Source organism: Mycobacterium sp. NGS34 (assembly GCF_059812845.1).
Map to the genome: position 1 here is coordinate 59953 of NZ_JCALDM010000015.1, position 16170 is coordinate 76122.

General features: G+C 67.5%; 21 protein-coding genes. 8 read left to right on the forward strand and 13 right to left on the reverse strand.

The features are described 5' to 3' along the window. Positions 1 to 53: 53 nt before the first annotated feature. The 3 genes from AC5Y7V_RS26340 to AC5Y7V_RS26350 form a co-directional block, all read right to left on the reverse strand. The gene (locus AC5Y7V_RS26340; protein WP_499882989.1) at positions 54 to 596 is read right to left on the reverse strand and encodes a peptidoglycan endopeptidase; all 543 of its coding nucleotides are present in this window, start codon (positions 594 to 596) and stop codon (positions 54 to 56) included. A gap of 136 nt (positions 597 to 732) precedes the next feature. Next, on the reverse strand, positions 733 to 1230 hold the full coding sequence (locus tag AC5Y7V_RS26345) for a nitroreductase family deazaflavin-dependent oxidoreductase (RefSeq protein WP_499882990.1): 498 nt from the start codon (positions 1228 to 1230) through the stop codon (positions 733 to 735). Continuing rightward, complete coding sequence (locus AC5Y7V_RS26350; RefSeq protein WP_499882991.1) at positions 1227 to 2384, reverse strand: aromatic ring-hydroxylating oxygenase subunit alpha; 1158 nt, start codon at positions 2382 to 2384, stop codon at positions 1227 to 1229. The genes AC5Y7V_RS26345 and AC5Y7V_RS26350 overlap by 4 nt, the downstream gene beginning before the upstream one ends. A gap of 66 nt (positions 2385 to 2450) precedes the next feature. Between AC5Y7V_RS26350 and AC5Y7V_RS26355 the strand changes: the two genes are divergently transcribed. Continuing rightward, positions 2451 to 3059, forward strand: coding sequence for a TetR/AcrR family transcriptional regulator (locus AC5Y7V_RS26355; protein ID WP_499882992.1), 609 nt, complete (start codon positions 2451 to 2453; stop codon positions 3057 to 3059). A gap of 25 nt (positions 3060 to 3084) precedes the next feature. Here the strand turns inward: AC5Y7V_RS26355 and AC5Y7V_RS26360 are convergent, their stop codons facing one another. From AC5Y7V_RS26360 to AC5Y7V_RS26370, 3 genes are all read right to left on the reverse strand, one after another. Further along, positions 3085 to 3483, reverse strand: coding sequence for a VOC family protein (locus tag AC5Y7V_RS26360; protein ID WP_499882993.1), 399 nt, complete (start codon positions 3481 to 3483; stop codon positions 3085 to 3087). A 77-nt stretch (positions 3484 to 3560) separates the two neighbouring features. Further along, entirely contained in the window at positions 3561 to 3911 is a 351-nt protein-coding gene (locus tag AC5Y7V_RS26365) for an Mtp family mycobacterial-type pilin (protein WP_499882994.1), read from the reverse strand. 35 nt (positions 3912 to 3946) lie between these two features. Then, the gene (locus AC5Y7V_RS26370) at positions 3947 to 4291 is read right to left on the reverse strand and encodes a hypothetical protein (protein ID WP_499882995.1); all 345 of its coding nucleotides are present in this window, start codon (positions 4289 to 4291) and stop codon (positions 3947 to 3949) included. A gap of 119 nt (positions 4292 to 4410) precedes the next feature. Here AC5Y7V_RS26370 and AC5Y7V_RS26375 point away from each other — a divergent pair, with 119 nt between their 5' ends. Then, the gene (locus AC5Y7V_RS26375; protein WP_499882996.1) at positions 4411 to 4890 is read left to right on the forward strand and encodes a hypothetical protein; all 480 of its coding nucleotides are present in this window, start codon (positions 4411 to 4413) and stop codon (positions 4888 to 4890) included. A gap of 30 nt (positions 4891 to 4920) precedes the next feature. On the opposite strand, the gene AC5Y7V_RS26380 is transcribed toward AC5Y7V_RS26375, so the two are convergent. The 4 genes from AC5Y7V_RS26380 to ychF form a co-directional block, all read right to left on the reverse strand. Next, positions 4921 to 5184, reverse strand: coding sequence for a type II toxin-antitoxin system RelE family toxin (locus tag AC5Y7V_RS26380; protein ID WP_499882997.1), 264 nt, complete (start codon positions 5182 to 5184; stop codon positions 4921 to 4923). Then, positions 5181 to 5465, reverse strand: coding sequence for a type II toxin-antitoxin system Phd/YefM family antitoxin (locus tag AC5Y7V_RS26385; RefSeq protein WP_499882998.1), 285 nt, complete (start codon positions 5463 to 5465; stop codon positions 5181 to 5183). Before AC5Y7V_RS26385 ends, AC5Y7V_RS26380 begins: the two co-directional genes overlap by 4 nt. A 96-nt stretch (positions 5466 to 5561) precedes the next feature. Beyond that, positions 5562 to 5999 (reverse strand): DUF2510 domain-containing protein, encoded by a 438-nt coding sequence (locus AC5Y7V_RS26390; RefSeq protein ID WP_499882999.1) that lies wholly within the window; start codon positions 5997 to 5999, stop codon positions 5562 to 5564. After that, on the reverse strand, positions 6000 to 7073 hold the full coding sequence (gene ychF / locus AC5Y7V_RS26395) for a redox-regulated ATPase YchF (RefSeq protein ID WP_499883000.1): 1074 nt from the start codon (positions 7071 to 7073) through the stop codon (positions 6000 to 6002). It abuts the gene before it with no gap. Between the two features lie 131 nt (positions 7074 to 7204). On the opposite strand from ychF, the gene AC5Y7V_RS26400 reads away from it, so the two are divergent. After that, complete coding sequence (locus AC5Y7V_RS26400) at positions 7205 to 8359, forward strand: DUF6542 domain-containing protein (protein ID WP_499883001.1); 1155 nt, start codon at positions 7205 to 7207, stop codon at positions 8357 to 8359. Here the strand turns inward: AC5Y7V_RS26400 and AC5Y7V_RS26405 are convergent. Next, positions 8356 to 9354 (reverse strand): 4-hydroxy-3-methylbut-2-enyl diphosphate reductase, encoded by a 999-nt coding sequence (locus AC5Y7V_RS26405; RefSeq protein WP_499883002.1) that lies wholly within the window; start codon positions 9352 to 9354, stop codon positions 8356 to 8358. The genes AC5Y7V_RS26400 and AC5Y7V_RS26405 overlap by 4 nt on opposite strands. A gap of 65 nt (positions 9355 to 9419) precedes the next feature. Between AC5Y7V_RS26405 and AC5Y7V_RS26410 the strand changes: the two genes are divergently transcribed. The 5 genes from AC5Y7V_RS26410 to AC5Y7V_RS26430 all read left to right on the forward strand — a co-directional run bounded on the left by AC5Y7V_RS26410 (position 9420) and on the right by AC5Y7V_RS26430 (position 13817). Further along, positions 9420 to 10010: a lipid droplet-associated protein gene (locus AC5Y7V_RS26410; protein WP_499883003.1), complete on the forward strand. Its 591-nt coding sequence runs from the start codon at positions 9420 to 9422 to the stop codon at positions 10008 to 10010. Beyond that, positions 10007 to 11257 carry an exodeoxyribonuclease VII large subunit gene (gene xseA, locus AC5Y7V_RS26415; protein WP_499883004.1) on the forward strand — a complete coding sequence of 417 codons (1251 nt, stop codon included), beginning with the start codon at positions 10007 to 10009 and terminating at the stop codon, positions 11255 to 11257. Before AC5Y7V_RS26410 ends, xseA begins: the two co-directional genes overlap by 4 nt. After that, complete coding sequence (locus AC5Y7V_RS26420; RefSeq protein WP_499883005.1) at positions 11247 to 11480, forward strand: exodeoxyribonuclease VII small subunit; 234 nt, start codon at positions 11247 to 11249, stop codon at positions 11478 to 11480. Before xseA ends, AC5Y7V_RS26420 begins: the two co-directional genes overlap by 11 nt. Before the next feature lie 54 nt (positions 11481 to 11534). Continuing rightward, on the forward strand, positions 11535 to 12611 hold the full coding sequence (locus AC5Y7V_RS26425; RefSeq protein ID WP_499883006.1) for a 3-beta-hydroxysteroid dehydrogenase: 1077 nt from the start codon (positions 11535 to 11537) through the stop codon (positions 12609 to 12611). A gap of 78 nt (positions 12612 to 12689) precedes the next feature. Beyond that, a complete protein-coding gene (locus tag AC5Y7V_RS26430) occupies positions 12690 to 13817 on the forward strand; it encodes an AI-2E family transporter (protein ID WP_499883007.1) in 1128 nt (375 codons plus the stop codon). On the opposite strand, the gene AC5Y7V_RS26435 is transcribed toward AC5Y7V_RS26430, so the two are convergent. Together AC5Y7V_RS26435 and AC5Y7V_RS26440 are read right to left on the reverse strand one after the other, a co-directional pair. Continuing rightward, positions 13814 to 15349: a carboxylesterase/lipase family protein gene (locus AC5Y7V_RS26435; RefSeq protein ID WP_499883008.1), complete on the reverse strand. Its 1536-nt coding sequence runs from the start codon at positions 15347 to 15349 to the stop codon at positions 13814 to 13816. The two genes, AC5Y7V_RS26430 and AC5Y7V_RS26435, sit on opposite strands and share 4 nt — an antisense overlap. Before the next feature lie 14 nt (positions 15350 to 15363). Beyond that, positions 15364 to 16161, reverse strand: coding sequence for a dienelactone hydrolase family protein (locus AC5Y7V_RS26440; RefSeq protein ID WP_499883009.1), 798 nt, complete (start codon positions 16159 to 16161; stop codon positions 15364 to 15366). Positions 16162 to 16170: the final 9 nt, after the last annotated feature.

Below are 16170 nucleotides of genomic sequence, written 5' to 3' on the forward strand. Positions count from 1 at the left end.
TCGCGGGGAATGAGCTCCTATTCGGATAATGAGACCGGCGCGAATCCAATTCTTTATGGATTGGGAATTGCGGCGTCCGCAGGCGGCGGCGCGTCCGGGGCCGGCGGCGCGGGCGCCGTCGCGTCGACCAGGACCGCCGGCGGAGCCGGCGCCTCCGGGGGTGGCGGCAGAGCGTCCGGCGGGGGCGGCGGCGCGTCGGGCGGCGGCGCAAGCGCAAGGTCGCCGTCCGGCATCGGCAGGAACATGTGGTGCGTGAATCCGGCCTGGTAGGCCCCCGCACCACCGATGCGCACGCCGCCGCGTTCACCGCTGGACACGGGCGTGCCGTCCGGCAGCGTCACCGCGGTGTGACCGCCGTTCCAGCCGATCACCAACGCGTTGGGCGCGGTCCCGTACTGGAAGCCGCGCTGCAGCAGCGCGGATTCCTCGTTGCCGGTGTTGAACCTGCTGCCGAAGACCGGCCTATCGGTCGCCGCGTTGGCGACCCAGGAAGCGAGCCCAGAGCAATCGGTCCCAGCGGGAGAATCTCCACCCGGAATATAGGGCGTCCCGGAGACCTGATTGATGAGCGACATCAACGTTGCTAAAACAACCATGGGCAGGCACGCTAGCAATTACATTCAATGCGAGCCAAAATTTGTGGCCTTCGTCATGCGTAAATTCGACAATGGCGTGCGCCACATCGATAGCGAACGGATAACGAGCCAGCAAATTTCCAGAAGAGAAACTCGGTCAGCCGGCGGGGCTCCCCGAGCGCGGCCGCAAGACCACGACCGGGATCTCGCGTTCGGTCCAACTCTGATAGGTGTCGAAGTCCGCGTAGAGCTCGACCAGTCGCGGCCACAGGCGGCTTCGCTGCCCCGCGTCGGCGGTCACCGCGCGCACCGGGCGCCGCTCGCTCCCGATTTGCACGGTCGTATCGGGGCCGGCGACCAGATTGCGGTACCACTGCGGATGATTCGGCAGCCCCCCTTGCGAGGCGACCACGACCACGTCGTGCCCATCGCGTAGATAGAGCAGCGGCACCGTGAACAGCTTGCCCGATTTGCGGCCCCGGTGGTCGAGCAGCAGCGTCGGCACCGGTTTGCGGAAGCCGGCGCCGATCCGCCACTTGCCCCCGATGCGCCCATTCGTTTTGCGGTACACCCACACCTGCGCCCTGCTCATGTGGCGAAAGATGACCGGCAGCAGCGGCGAATCCAGCTGCTGGGGCCGTTTGGGCGCGGTCATTGCAGCGCCACGCCGAGTTCTTGGCCGAACACTTTGATCATGTGTTGGACGCCAATCTCGTTGCGGCCGATGATCATGTGGTCGTGCTGCCCGTGCCTGACGCCTTCCCCACACTGGGGCAGCATCGCGAAGTCCTCGTCGCGGACGGCCGCGTGCACCCCCTCGTAGACGGCGTCGTAGCCGGCCCTCATGTCGTCGTCGGTTGCCGGTATTCGGGCCATCCAGCTGTGCCGGACTGTGCAGCGCGTCGGCTCGCCATCGGGCAATATGTCGATAATCTCCACGCCCACAGGACTGTTCGCGAGGATGAGGTTCGGATAGACCCAATAGATCACGCCCATGTTCATCAGCGGTTCCGTCGCCGCGGTGGGGTCGGTGTCGACGTTGGTGATCCAGTTGAACGGGAAGCCGATGCGGTGGTGCCTGCCGAACTCGTCGTAGACCATGGTGTTGGCCAGTGTGTTCTGTCCGATGAGGCTGCCGCCGTGGACATAGGGAAAGTGGTATCCCTCGGCGAACGCTTCCAGCGCGCCCTTCCACGACACATCGGACGTGAACTCGCGCTGCGTGTGGTACCCGTAGGCCGCGTAGTTCCATAGCGCCAGCTCGGCGTCGAGGGCGCCCAGGTGCGCGTCGAGGTCGATGGTCGCATCGGCGGCCAGCACCGCCCAGATGAAGCCGTGGCGCTCCTCGGACGGCAGTTCGACCAACCCGTATTCCTTCGGATCCATGGAATCGAAGCCGGCCTTGCCCGGGACCATGAACAGCTCGCCAGTGTTCCGGTATGTCCAGGCGTGATAGGGACAGACGAATCGAGAGGCGTTGCCCGATCCGCACGCCGGCATGGCCCCGCGGTGGCGGCAGTAGTTGAGCAAGACGTGGCTGACACCAGTACGGTCCCGGGTCACCAGCAGCGAATCGCCCAGCACCGAGCGGACCACGTAGTCGTTCTTCTCCGGCACCTGCGCCGACGGAACGATCGCCAACGGCACCTTGCGCAGGATCTGCGACTCCTCGATCTCGGTGATCTTCGGATCGCGGTAATAGTGCAGCGGCACCCTCAGTTCCCGATCGGCCAGGTCCGTCGTGCCATCCAGGGCGTGGCGCAGCCCGCGCCGTGTCAAGGTCTCGTCGGTGCCACTCACAGGAGCCATCTGACCATACAAGCATGGGAGTTTGTATTGTCAAGCCTCGGCGCCCCGTTGTGCGACGATCACGCCATGCGGCGACACGGCTGGTCCGGGGACATCCCGGCGGACGACGAGGAAGCGGTCGCTCGAATCATCGACACGGCACGCACCGCCATCGATGAGCGCGGGACCGTGAGCGTCTCCGAGGTCGCCCAAAGCCTCGGCGTGACGCGCCAGACCGTCTATCGCTACTTCTCCACCCATGAGGCGCTCTTGGGTGCCACCGCGCTCTCGTCCGTCGACGCCTTCCTGAATCGGCTTGCCGCCCATCTGGGATCGATCACCGACCCCACCGAGGCCGTCGTGGAAGGCATCGCCTACACCTACGAGCAGATCGCCCACGACAAGTACCTCAGCCTGGTCATGCAGCCCGGCAAGGCCAGCGCGCTGACCGCCGGCGTGACCTCGGACATGGCGATCTCGTTCGGTCGATCGATCCTGCAAAGATTCGACGTCGATTGGGCCGCAGCGGGATTCGCGGAAGGCCAGCTGGACGAACTCGTCGAGGTCATGCTGCGCATGCTGCAGTCGCTCATCGTGGACCCGGGACGCCCCGCCCGCACGGGAAAGAGGCTGCGCGGCTTCCTCGAGGACTGGATCGCCCCGTCCGTGCGCGCGCACGCCATCAAGCGGCGCTGATTCGTCGAAACCTATTGCGCGACGGTCACACTCCGAACTTGACGCGGGCCGCGTCCGTGACGGGCGTGAACAGGTTGACCAGATTGCCGTCCGGATCGCGGAACAACAGCGCCCGGTTTCCCCACGGCATGGTCGTGGGCTCGGTCACCACCTCACCGACCCCGTCGCGAAGCCGCTGATATTCCGCGTCCACGTCCTCGACCAGGAATTCCACGATCGTGCTGCGGTTCGCAGCCGGCTCGGCGGATCCCGCCCCGAACAGCGGCACCGTCTTGTCGCTGCCGATGGCCAACGTGCCAACCGGGGTCGGGATCTCGGCGAAAAGCTCGTTCGCCCATGCCGCGGACACCCCGGTGACCATCTCGTAGAAGTTGACCAGCCGGTTGACGTCGGCGGTGATGATGCGGGTCGAAACGAACTTCATGGAGCCCTCCCTGTGGCGATCGGCGCGCGGTGTCCTGCGTCGACGGCAAGGCTAGGCGGGGGCCCCGACAATTACGGCTAGATCGAGGTCCAGACCCCGTTGTTCCAGAATCCCCAACTATTGAGCGTCGGGTTCCACATCAACCGAGCCCCGGGCGCCCAGGCCGGTGGGGGCGGCTGCGGCGGCGCCCAGCCCGGCGGGGGTCCCCAGGGTCCCCAGCCGGCCGGACCGGGCAGGCCTTGCCAGTCGTGGCAGTGGTTCCAATCCCAGTTGTAGGCGGTACCCCAGCCCGCGTCCCACGGATCGCCCGGGCACCAGTGATTGCCGGGTATGGGGGCAGGGGCCGCCTGGGCCGACGGGCCCGGGCCGAGGGCCAGTCCGAAGGCCAACAAGACCAACAACGTCAATCCGCCCAGGACGCTCGCCACCCACGGTCTCAACTTCACGATTTCCCAGCAGTCCACTAGTTAGCGCTCCCCTCTTTCGCCGACGCCGAGAGATTCTGCAGGCCCCGTCGGCTCTCGGCCACCGCGCGCCTGATTTCGGCGTTCTCCCGTTTGGCAGCGGCCTGACTGCGCTCCCCCCGCTCGTCGACGCGCCGCAGTCGCTCGCGCTCCCGCTGCACCGTCGTGCCCTCGCGTTCGTCCGCGCGCAGCTCGCGGTCGTCGGCCGCTTGCTCGCGCTCGTCGGCGACCCGCTCGCGCCTGGAGATCTCGCTCTCGCGCCGCGCGAGAGCCTCCTCGCGGTCACCCAATTCCGCGGCAAGCCGTCCGGGTTCGTCCCCGGCGTCTCGGTCCCCAGCGGCCACGACTTACCTTAACGCCGCATTCGGCGAATGCCGATCGCAGCAAACCCATTCCCGGGCCTGTTTTTTCCGCTGACATGGTCGTATCGTGCTGCCGGAGGGCTACCAAGTTAGGAACGCCGATGAGGAAGATCCCCATAACGGCCGTCGCGCTGGCCGCCATGGCTATCCCGCTCGCAGCGCCGGCGTCGGCCGACCCGGTGATGGCCGCCGACGAGGTGGTGAACGGCATGTACACCGTCCACTTCGTCGACGGAAGTCTCCAAGACCTGACATTCAAGGCCACGTCTTGCGGTGTTGGCTGCACCCAAGTCACCTTCTCCAATTCCTCGGGCCAGGCCCAGTTCTACGCCGATCGGTGGCATCTGGCCCTTCCGCCGAATCCCGCGGCGTGGCGGTGCAGTGACGGGACGACGCATCGGGGTACCGAAGAATGGACGTGGGACCCCAGCGCGGGGACGGGCACGATGGTGGTCGTCCGTACGGAGGCCGCCTGCGGATATACGGACCACAGCAGCCAACCCATCGCGCACCGATTTACCTTGACCAAGACGAGTGGCCAGTCGGGGGAGCCGAGTGTGCTTCCGCCCGCGCTCGCGTAACAGGCTTGATTCGCACTCCAAGCCACTGCGTCATCGATAAGCGTCGCGGCGATGCGCGATGTGGATCACGCGAATGACGACCATGTCCTCGAAAACCCAATAAATCAACCGGAATTCGCCTCGACGCGCCGAAAACCGGCCCTCCAGCTGACCGCGCAGCGGCTTGCCCACTCGGTATGGATCCTCGGCGAGTGGACCTCGAATGAACTCCCAGCAGGCGACGGCGACCGTTTCGGGCAAGAGCTCGGTCAGCGCCCGTTTTGCAGCCCGTGTCAATTCGATGCGGTAGCTCACCGCGGGAGCCGGCCTGCGGCGCGCATCTCCTCTGTTACCTCGTCGAGCGTGTACGTCTCACCGTTTTCCGCTTCGGTCTCGGCCTCGCGGACATCACGCATGAGTTCCGGATCGCTGAGGATCGCCAAGGTTTCCATGATGGAGTCAAAGTCATCCGCACTGAGGATCACCGCGGCCCGGCGCCCTTGCCGGGTCACTTCGATGCGCTGGTGCGTCCGCACGGCTTCGTCGACGAGCTTGGACAGGTTTGCCCGTACCTCAGCAAGCGGAAGTGTCGTCATGTACAGAATTCTAGCGTGATCGGTTGACGGTCGTTCAACCGAAGTTGGGCGAAGCTACCCCAATTACCCTCGACCCGGCAGTGCGTGAAGTGATTGCTATTCGCGCGGCTTAGTCACCGAAGTCCAGTTCTGGCCGTCGAAATACCGCATCAACGTCGGTTCGCGCGCGTCGGGGTACCACCCGGCCGCATTTGGCGGGGAGGCGGAGGTCTTTGCATCGCCTGGCTGCGCGTCAACGCCCCGCCGAGCCCGCACCCATAGCCACCTGAGGAACAATAGGCAGAGCGCCACGAGGATGACGCTAACCAGCGCACCCCGCACAGACACAGGGCGCTTTGTGAACGCATCGTCCGTCGCGGTTGCCAAGACCACTAACACCGGCAAGCTGTCCACCTCCTTCGTCTGTTCTGCCAGGTTTGAACCCAACCCACAAGCCGTAGCGCTGCCGTGAGCTTGGCGCAAACCTGAGTCAAGATAGTCGAATTCGAGGCCTTCGTCTCCGGCATTACCGCTGGCGACAGGCGGCTCTGCCACCTAGACGTTGAACCGGAACTCCACCACGTCGCCGTCGGCCATCACGTAGTCCTTGCCCTCCATGCGGACCTTGCCGGCCGCCTTGGCCGCCGCCATGGACCCCGCGGCGATCAGGTCGTCGTAGGACACGATTTCGGCCTTGATGAAGCCCTTCTCGAAGTCGGTGTGGATCACCCCTGCGGCCTTGGGCGCCGTGTCACCTTGATGAATTACCCACGCCCGCGCCTCTTTTGGCCCCGCCGTCAGGAAGGTCTGCAGCTTGAGCGTGTGAAAACCCGCCCGGGCCAGCGCGTCGAGGCCGCGCTCGGTCTGCCCGATCGACTCCAGCAGCTCGGCGGCCGACTCGTCGTCGAGCTCGACCAGCTCGGATTCGATTGCGGCGTCGAGGAATACGGCGTCGGCAGGCGCGACGAGCTCGCGCAGCTGGGCGACCCGCGCGGCGTCGGTCAGCACCGCCTCGTCCGCGTTGAAGACATAGAGGAACGGCTTGATGGTCAGCAGGTTCAGCTCGCGCAGCAGCGAGACGTCCGCCCCCGCGGCGAACAGCGTGTTGCCTTCGTCCAGCACCGCCTGCGCGGCGACGGCCGCGTCGTGCACGGGCTTGCGCTCCTTGCTGGTGCGCGCTTCCTTCTCCAGCCGCGGCAACGCGCGCTCGAGGGTCTGCAGGTCGGCCAGGATCAACTCGGTCTCGACGACCTCGATGTCGGACTTGGGATCCACTTCGCCTGCGACGTGGGTCACGTCGTCGTCGGAAAACACCCGCACCACCTGGCAGATGGCATCGCATTCGCGGATGTGGGCCAGGAACTTGTTGCCCAGCCCGGCCCCCTCCGACGCGCCCTTGACCAGCCCGGCGATGTCGACGAATGTGACCGGCGCCGCAACGATGCGCTCGGAGGAGTAAAGCTCCGCCAGCTTGGCCAGCCGCGGGTCGGGCAGCGAAACCACGCCCTCGTTCGGTTCGATGGTCGCGAACGGATAGTTCGCCGCCACCACGTTATTGCGGGTCAGCGCGTTGAACAGCGTCGACTTGCCGACATTGGGCAGGCCCACGATTCCAAGGCTGAGGCTCACGGGGAACCAAGTCTAAGGGGCTGGCCGTGGCGGTTCGTTCGCGCGTGCGGCTTTGATTTTGCGGGGGCACGCCAACCGTCGCTAACAAGGTCTTTACGAGCGTTTCGGCTCATTCCCGGTACGGTCTACATGTGTCAGCACAGCGGGAAAGATCGGCGGTTGAGGCCAACCACCGCTCGATCCACCCCGGGATCCCAGGTGTGCCGTGGTGGGCGGCCCTGCTCATCGCGGTGTCCGCGACCGCCATCGGTTACGCGGTCGACGCGGGAATGGGTCACAAGGACCTGACGCACGTCTTCGCGGCCTTCTATATAGCCGGTTGCGTGGCCGCGGTGCTGGCCGTGCGGCAGGAGGGCGTGTTCACCGCGATCATTCAGCCACCGCTGATTCTTTTCTGCGCGGTCCCCGGCGCCTACTGGATGTTCCATGGACGCAAGCTCGGCAACCTCAAAGACCTCCTGATCAACTGCGGCTATCCGCTCATCGAGCGCTTCCCGCTGATGCTGGGCACCGCCGGCGGGGTGCTGCTGATCGGCCTGGTGCGTTGGTATTTCGGGAAGTCGCAGGGCACGTCTGTCGCCACGGACGACGCCGCGGGAGCGGCTAAAGAATCCCAGTCGTTTGTCAGCGCCGTTGGGGCGAAACTGAATTCGTTCTTCGGCGTCGCTAGTCGCGAGGACGACGCGCAGGATGCACCGGCCACGCCCAAACGAGCCCGGTCTGCCAGGGCCTCTGCGCGGGACGGCCGGACGACCGCGCGGGGTGGCCGCTCCGGCGCCCGTTCCAGCCGAAGCCACTCCCGGCATGGGCGCCCGCCGCTGGACGACGACCACGCAGATCCCGCGGCGGAGCGGCCACGGCGCCGGCGCCCGGCACCGCCCCGTGACTTCGATCCCGCCGAGCCACCGCCCCGGCCGCGTCGCCGCCCCAGGCCGCCGGCCGACGCCGACCCGCGCGCCCAGCCGCCGCGCGACACCCGCCGCGAGCCCCGGGCCCGCCGCGATCCCTATGACCGGCCGGCGCCGCGGAGCAGCCGGTTCGACGGCTACGAGCCGTATGAGCCGCCGAGCGCGCCCGAGCGTTTCGACCGGTACGAGTCGTACGAGCCCCGGCGTCGTCGCCCCGCCCCCAGCGGCAATGGCAACTCGACACACCACCCGATCTCCCGGGTGCGCTACCGCGGGGAAGCCCCGCTGGACGAACCCAGGGACCCGCGCGCCGAGCGCCGCGGTAGTTCCCGTGCGCCGCGCGGGTTTCCGGCGGAATCCTGGGAGTTCGAAGGCTAGCGGCGCGACCGGATTTCCCGGGGCAGCGCGAACACCAGCGTCTCCTGGGCCGTCGTCACCGGCTGCACCACGTCGAAACCGCAGTCGGCGAGCCGCTCCAGCACACCGCGCACCAGCACCTCGGGCACGGACGCGCCGGAGGTGACGCCCACCGTCGTGACACCCTCCAGCCACGCCGGGTCGATGTCGTCGGCGCAGTCCACCAGGTGCGCGGCCGCCGTGCCGCCGCCCAAAGCCACCTCGACCAGCCGCACCGAGTTCGACGAGTTGCGCGACCCGACGACGATGACCAGCTCGCACTCGGGCGCCATCGCCTTGACCGCGACCTGGCGGTTCTGGGTCGCGTAGCAGATGTCGTCGCTGGGCGGGTCCTGCAGCTTGGGGAAGCGTTGCCGCAGCCGCTCGACGATCTCCATCGTCTCGTCGACCGAGAGCGTGGTCTGCGAGAGCCAGACCACCTTGTTCTCGTCGCGCACCGTGACGTCGTCCACCGCGGCCACGCCGTCGACCAGCTGCACGTGCTCGGGCGCCTCGCCGGCGGTCCCGATGACCTCCTCGTGCCCCTGGTGGCCGATGAGCAGGATGTCGTAGTCGTCCCGGGCGAAGCGCCTGGCCTCGTTGTGCACCTTGGTCACCAGCGGGCAGGTCGCATCGATGGTCTGCAGGTTGCGTTCGGCGGCCGCGGCGTAGACGGTCGGCGCGACGCCGTGCGCGGAGAACACCACGATGGCGCCCTCGGGGACCTCGTCGGTCTCCTGGACGAAGACGGCGCCGGCCTTTTTCAGGGTGTCGACGACGTGCCGGTTGTGCACGATCTCGTGGCGCACGTAGACGGGCGCGCCGTGCTTCTCCAGGGCGCGCTCGACCGTCTCGACGGCCCGGTCCACCCCCGCGCAGTAGCCACGCGGCTCCGCAAGGAGCACCCTCTTGCGGGTCGGGTCGTTAACTACCGTGCTGGCCGCACCCGGAATTCCCATGTCAACAGTCGGCGGCATGACATTCAGGGTACCGGCCGGCGGTCGGCTTGGACTTATCCGCCGGTTGAGGCAGTCTTGGACCCATGGCCACTGCACCGTACGGAGTTCGGCTGATAGTCGGCGCGGCGACAGTCGCTGTCGAGGAGACCATGAAGCTGCCGAAAACCATCCTGATGTACCCCATGACGCTGGCCAGCACGGCGGCGCACATTGTGATGCGGTTTCAGCAGAACCTCGCCGAGCTGGTGATCAAGGGCGACAGCACCCTCGAGTCGATCTTTCCGCCCAAGGACGAGAAGCCGGAGTGGGCGACCTTCGACGAGGACCTGCCGGAAGACGACGGGGTCCCAGCGGCCGACGGCGACGACGCCGACCGGCGGCCCGAGGGCCGGTTCGCGCTGTACTCGGTGGCCGACGCGCACGAGGACGCCAGCGCGCTCGTCAAACCCGCGAAGCAATCGAGGAAGCCGGCGGCGAAACCGACGGTCGCGCAGCCGGAGGTGGCGACCGAACTCGACTACCCGGCGCTGACGCTGGCCCAGTTGCGCGCGCGGCTGCAGTCGCTGAGCGTCGACGAGCTCGAGGCGTTGCTGGCCTACGAGCAGGCCACCAAGGCCCGGGCGCCGTTCCAGACGCTGCTCGCCAACAGGATCACCCGCGCGAACGCGAAGTGACCCAAGCGGCTAATCCCGAACCCAACTCCGCGGAGAACCCCTTTCCGGTGCGCGCGGTGGCGGTGCGCGTCGCGGGCTGGATCGACAAGCTGGGCATCGTCTGGGTCGAGGGGCAGCTGGCCCAGATCACGATGCGCCCCGACTCCAAGACGGTGTTCATGGTGCTGCGCGACCCGGCCGCCGACATGTCGCTGACCGTGACGTGTTCGCGCGACCTGGTGGCGAACGCGCCGGTGAAACTCGCCGAAGGCACCCAGGTGGTGGTCTGCGGCAAACCGTCGTTCTACACCGGCCGGGGCACCTTCTCGTTGCGGCTCAGCGAGATTCGCGCGGTCGGCATCGGCGAGCTGCTCGCGCGCATCGACCGGCTGCGCCGGCTGCTCGACGCCGAAGGGCTGTTCGACCCTCGGCTCAAGCGACCAATCCCCTTCCTGCCCAACATGATCGGGCTGATCACCGGCCGCGCCAGCGCCGCCGAACACGACGTGACGACCGTGGCCGCCGCCCGCTGGCCCGGGGTGCGTTTCGCCGTGCGCAACACGGCCGTGCAGGGGCCCAACGCGGTCGCGCAGATCGTCGAGGCGCTGGCCGAACTCGACCGCAACGCCGACGTCGACGTGATCGTGGTGGCCCGCGGCGGCGGCAGCGTGGAGGACCTGCTGCCGTTCTCCGACGAGACCCTGTGCCGCGCGATCGCGGCCTGCCGCACCCCGGTGATCAGCGCGATCGGGCACGAGCCCGACAACCCGCTGTGCGATCTGGTCGCCGACCTGCGCGCCGCGACGCCCACCGACGCCGCCAAGCGGGTGGTGCCCGACACCGCCGCCGAGCAGCGGCTGATCGATGACCTGCGCCGGCGCAGCGCGCAGGCCCTGCGCAACTGGGTGTCCCGCGAACAACGCGCGCTGACCCAGCTGCGCAGCCGCCCCGTGCTGGCCGAGCCGCTGACGGCCCTGGCCACCCGCACCGACGAAATCCACCGCGCCCGCTCGGCCGTGCGCCGCGACATCAGGCGGCTCATCGGCGCCGAGGCCGACCGCGTCGGTCACCTCGGCGCGCGGCTGGCCACCCTGGGCCCCGCGGCCACCCTGGCCCGCGGCTACGCCGTCGTGCAGACCGTTCCGCACGCGGGACCCGCGGCGGTGCTGCGTTCTGTCGACGACGCGCCGCCGGGCACGCGGCTGCGGGTGCGGGTGGCCGACGGCGCCGTGGCGGCGGTCAGCGAGGGGGTTTCCGATGGCGCGTGACGACGAATCAATTACTCCCATTAGTCAGCTCGGCTATGAGGCGTGCCGCGACGAGCTGGTCGAGGTGGTGCGGCTGCTGGAGCAGGGCGGGCTGGACCTCGACGCGTCGCTGCAGCTGTGGGAAAGGGGCGAACAGCTGGCCAAAAGGTGCGAAGAGCACTTAGCTGGAGCGCGCAAGCGGGTCGAGGACGCGCTGGCGGCCGGCGAGGCCGACGAGGGCTGAGGGCACCCGACACTGGAACACGTTCCAGTTGTTCTGGACTATGCTTCGCGAACTATGGGTGATCCATCACTGACAACCGAACTTGGGCGCGTCCTGGTCACCGGGGGCTCGGGGTTTGTCGGCGCGAACCTGGTGACCACCTTGCTCGACCGCGGATACCAGGTGCGTTCCTTCGACCGCGCCCCCTCGCCGCTTGAGGCGCATCCGCAGCTGGAGGTCCTGCAGGGCGACGTCACCGACGCGGGCGTCTGCGCCGCGGCGGTCGACGGCATCGACACGGTGTTCCACACCGCCGCGCTGATCGAGCTGATGGGCGGCGCGTCGGTCACCGACGAATACCGCCAGCGCAGTTTCGCCGTCAACGTCGGCGGCACGGAGAACCTGGTGCACGCCGGGCAACGGGCCGGGGTGAAGCGGTTCGTCTACACCTCGTCGAACAGCGTCGTGATGGGCGGGCAGAACATCGCCGCCGGTGACGAGACGCTGCCGTATACCAACAGGTTCAACGACCTCTACACCGAGACGAAAGTGGTCGCCGAGCGATTCGTGTTGGCGCAGAACGGCGTTGGGGACATGCTGACGTGCGCGATCCGGCCCAGCGGCATCTGGGGCCGCGGCGATCAGACGATGTTTCGCAGGCTGTTCGAAAGCGTGATCGCCGGACACGTCAAGGTGCTGATCGGCCGCAAGTCGGCGCGGCTCGACAATTCCTACGTGCACAACCTGATTCACGGTTTCATCCTCGCCGCCCAGCATCTGGTCCCGGGTGGGACGGCGCCCGGTCAGGCGTACTTCATCAACGACGCCGACCCGATCAACATGTTCGAATTCGCCCGGCCGGTCGTGGAGGCCTGCGGCGTCAACTGGCCCCGCGTGCGCGTGAACGGCCCGATGGTGCGCGCGGCGATGAGCGGATGGCAGCGGCTGCATTTCCGGTTCGGGATACCGGCGCCGCTGCTGGAGCCGCTGGCCATCGAGCGGTTGTATCTGGACAACTACTTCTCGATCGACAAGGCGCGGCGCGACCTCGGATACGAGCCGTTGTTCACCACCGACAAGGCCATGTCCGAATGCCTGCCGTACTACGTGGACCTGTTCCAGCGGATGAAAACTCAAGCCGCGGCCCGGTAGCTCGGATGCTGACGAAAGGCACCGCCCGGCGTTAAGGTTCAGCTCAGCAGCGACGACGCGGAGGGCGGCCCGGTTCGCATGAACACCGAATTCACGCTCACCCAAAAACGCGCGCTCGCGGTGCTCACGCTGATCGCCCTGCTGTTCGGTGCGTATTTCCTGCGCAACTACTTCGTGCTCATCGTGGTGGCCGCCGTCGGGGCGTACTTGTTCACCCCCCTGTTCAATTGGTTCAACCGACGCCTGGGCACCGGCCTGTCGGCCACCTGCACCCTGCTGGCGGCGCTGGCCGTCGTGTTCATTCCGGTCGGCCTCCTCGTGGTCCTGGCGTTCGTTCAGATCCGCCGCATGGTCGACAGCATCTCGGAGTGGGTCAAGACCACCGACCTGAGCGGGCTCGGCGACCGGATCCTGCATGCGGTCAACGACCTGTTGGCCCGGGTTCCCTTCGCGCACACAACGGTAACCACGGACACGCTGCGGAAGTCGATGATCACCGTGGGACGCAGCGTCGGCGAATGGCTCCTGCATTTCCTGCAGGGCGCCGTCGGCGGCATCGCCGGCGCCGTCGCGTCGGCGATCATCTTTCTGTACGTGTTCCTCGCGTTGCTGGTGAATCGCGAACGGGTGCGAACCTTGATCGGCCAGCTCAACCCGCTGGGCGACGAGGTCACCGATCTGTACCTGAGGAAGGCCGGGGCGATGGTGCGCGGCACCGTCAGCGGCCAGTTCGTCATCGCGCTGTGTCAGGGCGTGGCAGGCGCCGCGTCCATCTACGTCGCCGGCTTTCACCATGGCTTCTTCATTTTCGCGGTTCTGCTGACCGCGTTGTCGATCATTCCGCTGGGCGGCGGAATCGTGACGATTCCGTTTGGCATCGGAATGATCTTCTACGGCAACATCGTCGGCGGCGCCTTCGTCGTCCTGTGGCACCTCATCGTGGTCACCAACATCGACAACTTCCTGCGCCCCATCCTGGTCCCCCGCGACGCGCGGCTGAATCCGGCGCTCATGCTGCTGGCGGTGTTCTCGGGCATCGCCATGTTCGGCCCATGGGGCATCGTCATCGGCCCGGTGCTGATGATCCTCATCGTCACCACCGTCGACGTCTACCTCGCGGTGTACAAGGGCATCGAACTCGAACCGCTCGACGACGAACCCGTGCGCCGCAATTGGTTTCCGTGGCGCAAGGCGGCATCGAGCTAGCGGAAGCTCACCATCTCGCTGCCCCACGCGGCCCGGATCGGCGCGTCCAGATCGGTGGCGATCGTGTCGCGCTTGTCGATGATCAGGCAGGCCCGATCGGCCTCCTGGTAGGGCGTCCAGTCCGGCTCGCCGTCGGGGGCCGCGGGCTTCCCGTGAGTGGCGAAGTTGACCCACCGGGTGCGCACCCGTTTCGAGACCGCTTTGGCGGTCCTGGCGCCGCCGAGCTTCAGGGTCGGGTCCTTCGGCGCCCCGAGATTGCCCCAGATGTAAGGCAATTCGGTGGCGTGCGCGGCGTTCACCAGCAGCAGCTTCAGCAGGGGCGTCGAATAGTCGAACCGGTACAGATACACCGGCGCCACACCGCTGTGCCCCTCGGCCAGCCACACCGACGGCATCCGGAAGCCGACGTCGGTGGCGATGCTCAAAAACCTTGCCTTGCGCCGCAATCCGGAGTAGGCCGACACGATCTGCTCCTGGGTGGGCAATTGCAGGTCGGGCTGTTCGGCGGCGATCTGGGTGAACATCGACGTGATCGCGTGCGGGGTGATCGGCATCAGCGGCGAGCGCATCAACCGGAAGAGCGCCGCCTCATGCTTGTTGGTGCCGATGATCAACGGCACGGGGTGCGAGCGACCCTCCTGCGCCAGTTTGACCGGGTAGTCGTGCAGCAGGTCGCCGTCGACGATCGGGACGAACGCGAGCAAGCCCGGATTGCGCACGGGCACTTCGTCGAACACCTGCTGCGACGCGGCCAGGATCGCTTCGATCGGCGCGTCGGGCAGCGCGGCCGGGTCGATTCGCAGCTTGTCGAGGAAGCTCACGGCGACGCGCTCGGCCCGGTCGCGGTCGTACACCGATGTGGCCGGGGAACTCTGGGCGATCGCGCCGGCGAACAGGCCCTCGGCCGCCGGAGTGGTCAGCAGCGTCGTGACGATCCCCGCGCCGGCGGATTCGCCGAACAGCGTGACCCTTTCGGGGTCACCTCCGAACGCCGCGATGTTGTCGCGCACCCAGCGCAACGCCGCCAGCACGTCGTGCAGCCCGATGTTCGAATCGAAGCGGCGCCGCGCGGTGGAAAACGACGACAAGTCGAGAAAGCCCAACGCCCCGAGGCGATAGTTGACCGTCACGACGACCACGTCACCGCCCGTGACCAACCGGTGGCCCTCGTAGAGCGGCTGGCTGGCCGATCCCAGAACGTAGGCGCCGCCGTGCAGCCACACCATCACGGGTTTGGCATCGCCGGGCGCGGTGCCCGCCGGCGCGAAGACGTTCAGGCGCAGGCAGTCTTCGCCCTGCGGCGCACCGAGTTCCAGCGGCATGTTGGGGAAGGTGGGTTGCGGGCACGCGGGACCGTAGCTGGTGGCGTCGGCGATCTCCGGCCACCGCTGCGGGGGCTCCGGTCGCCGGAACCGCAGGTCGCCGAGGGGCGGCGCGGCGTATCGGATGCCCCTCCAGGTCCTGACGTCCCCGTCGTCAGCGCCCCGGACCGGGCCGTGGGTGGTTTCGACCACGCGGTCGTCGCTCGCCATGATCTCGAACTTCCCTACGTGAGCCGCTCGGTTAGGAACTCGACCACCCGCTTGCGCGCCTCGTAAGCAGGTTGACCGTCGACTTCGCGGACCTCGTCGGTCAGCACCGAGTGCGCCATCCTGCCGAAGCCGCCCTCGTTGCCTGGGCGCGAGTCGATTTCGATGACCTCGAACGCGTCGCCGAGGCGCGCCTTGAGCGCCGCGAACCGCTCCCTCGGCACGACGCTGTCCTCGCTGAAGCGCAGGCCCATCGCGCACAGGCCGTCGTTGGCGCACCGGTCGGCCACGGTCGTCATCTCGGATTCGCTCAGACCGGTGTCGGCGCGGCGCGCGCGGCCCAGCGGCATCGGCACCGACGGTTGCGAAAGCACCGGGGCCAACACGCTGTCGTCGACCGCGGCGGCCAGCGCGAAGCCGCCGGTGAAGCACTGCCCGATGACGCCGACGCCCTTGCCCGGCGTGGACGCGTTGAGGTCGCGGGCCAGCGCGCGCAGGAAAAGCGACACCGGTCGCTCCTTGTTGGTGGCGAACGCGGCGAATTCCCTTGCGACACAGGCTCGGGTGATGGAGCTGATGATGTAGCCGAGCGTCTTCGGCTTGCCCGGCTCACCGAACAGCGACGGCATCGCGACGGTGAAGCCGTTGTCCACCAGATGATTACCGAGTCCGAGCACGGCGGGATGGATGCCGGGGATCTCCGGGATCAGCACCACGCCGGGGCCGGTGCCCTTGCGGTAGACGTCGTGGGTGTAGCCGCCTCCGGTGAACGGTGCCACCGACCATCCGGACAGGTCTGCTTGGGGTGCGGTCACGCGGTGCCT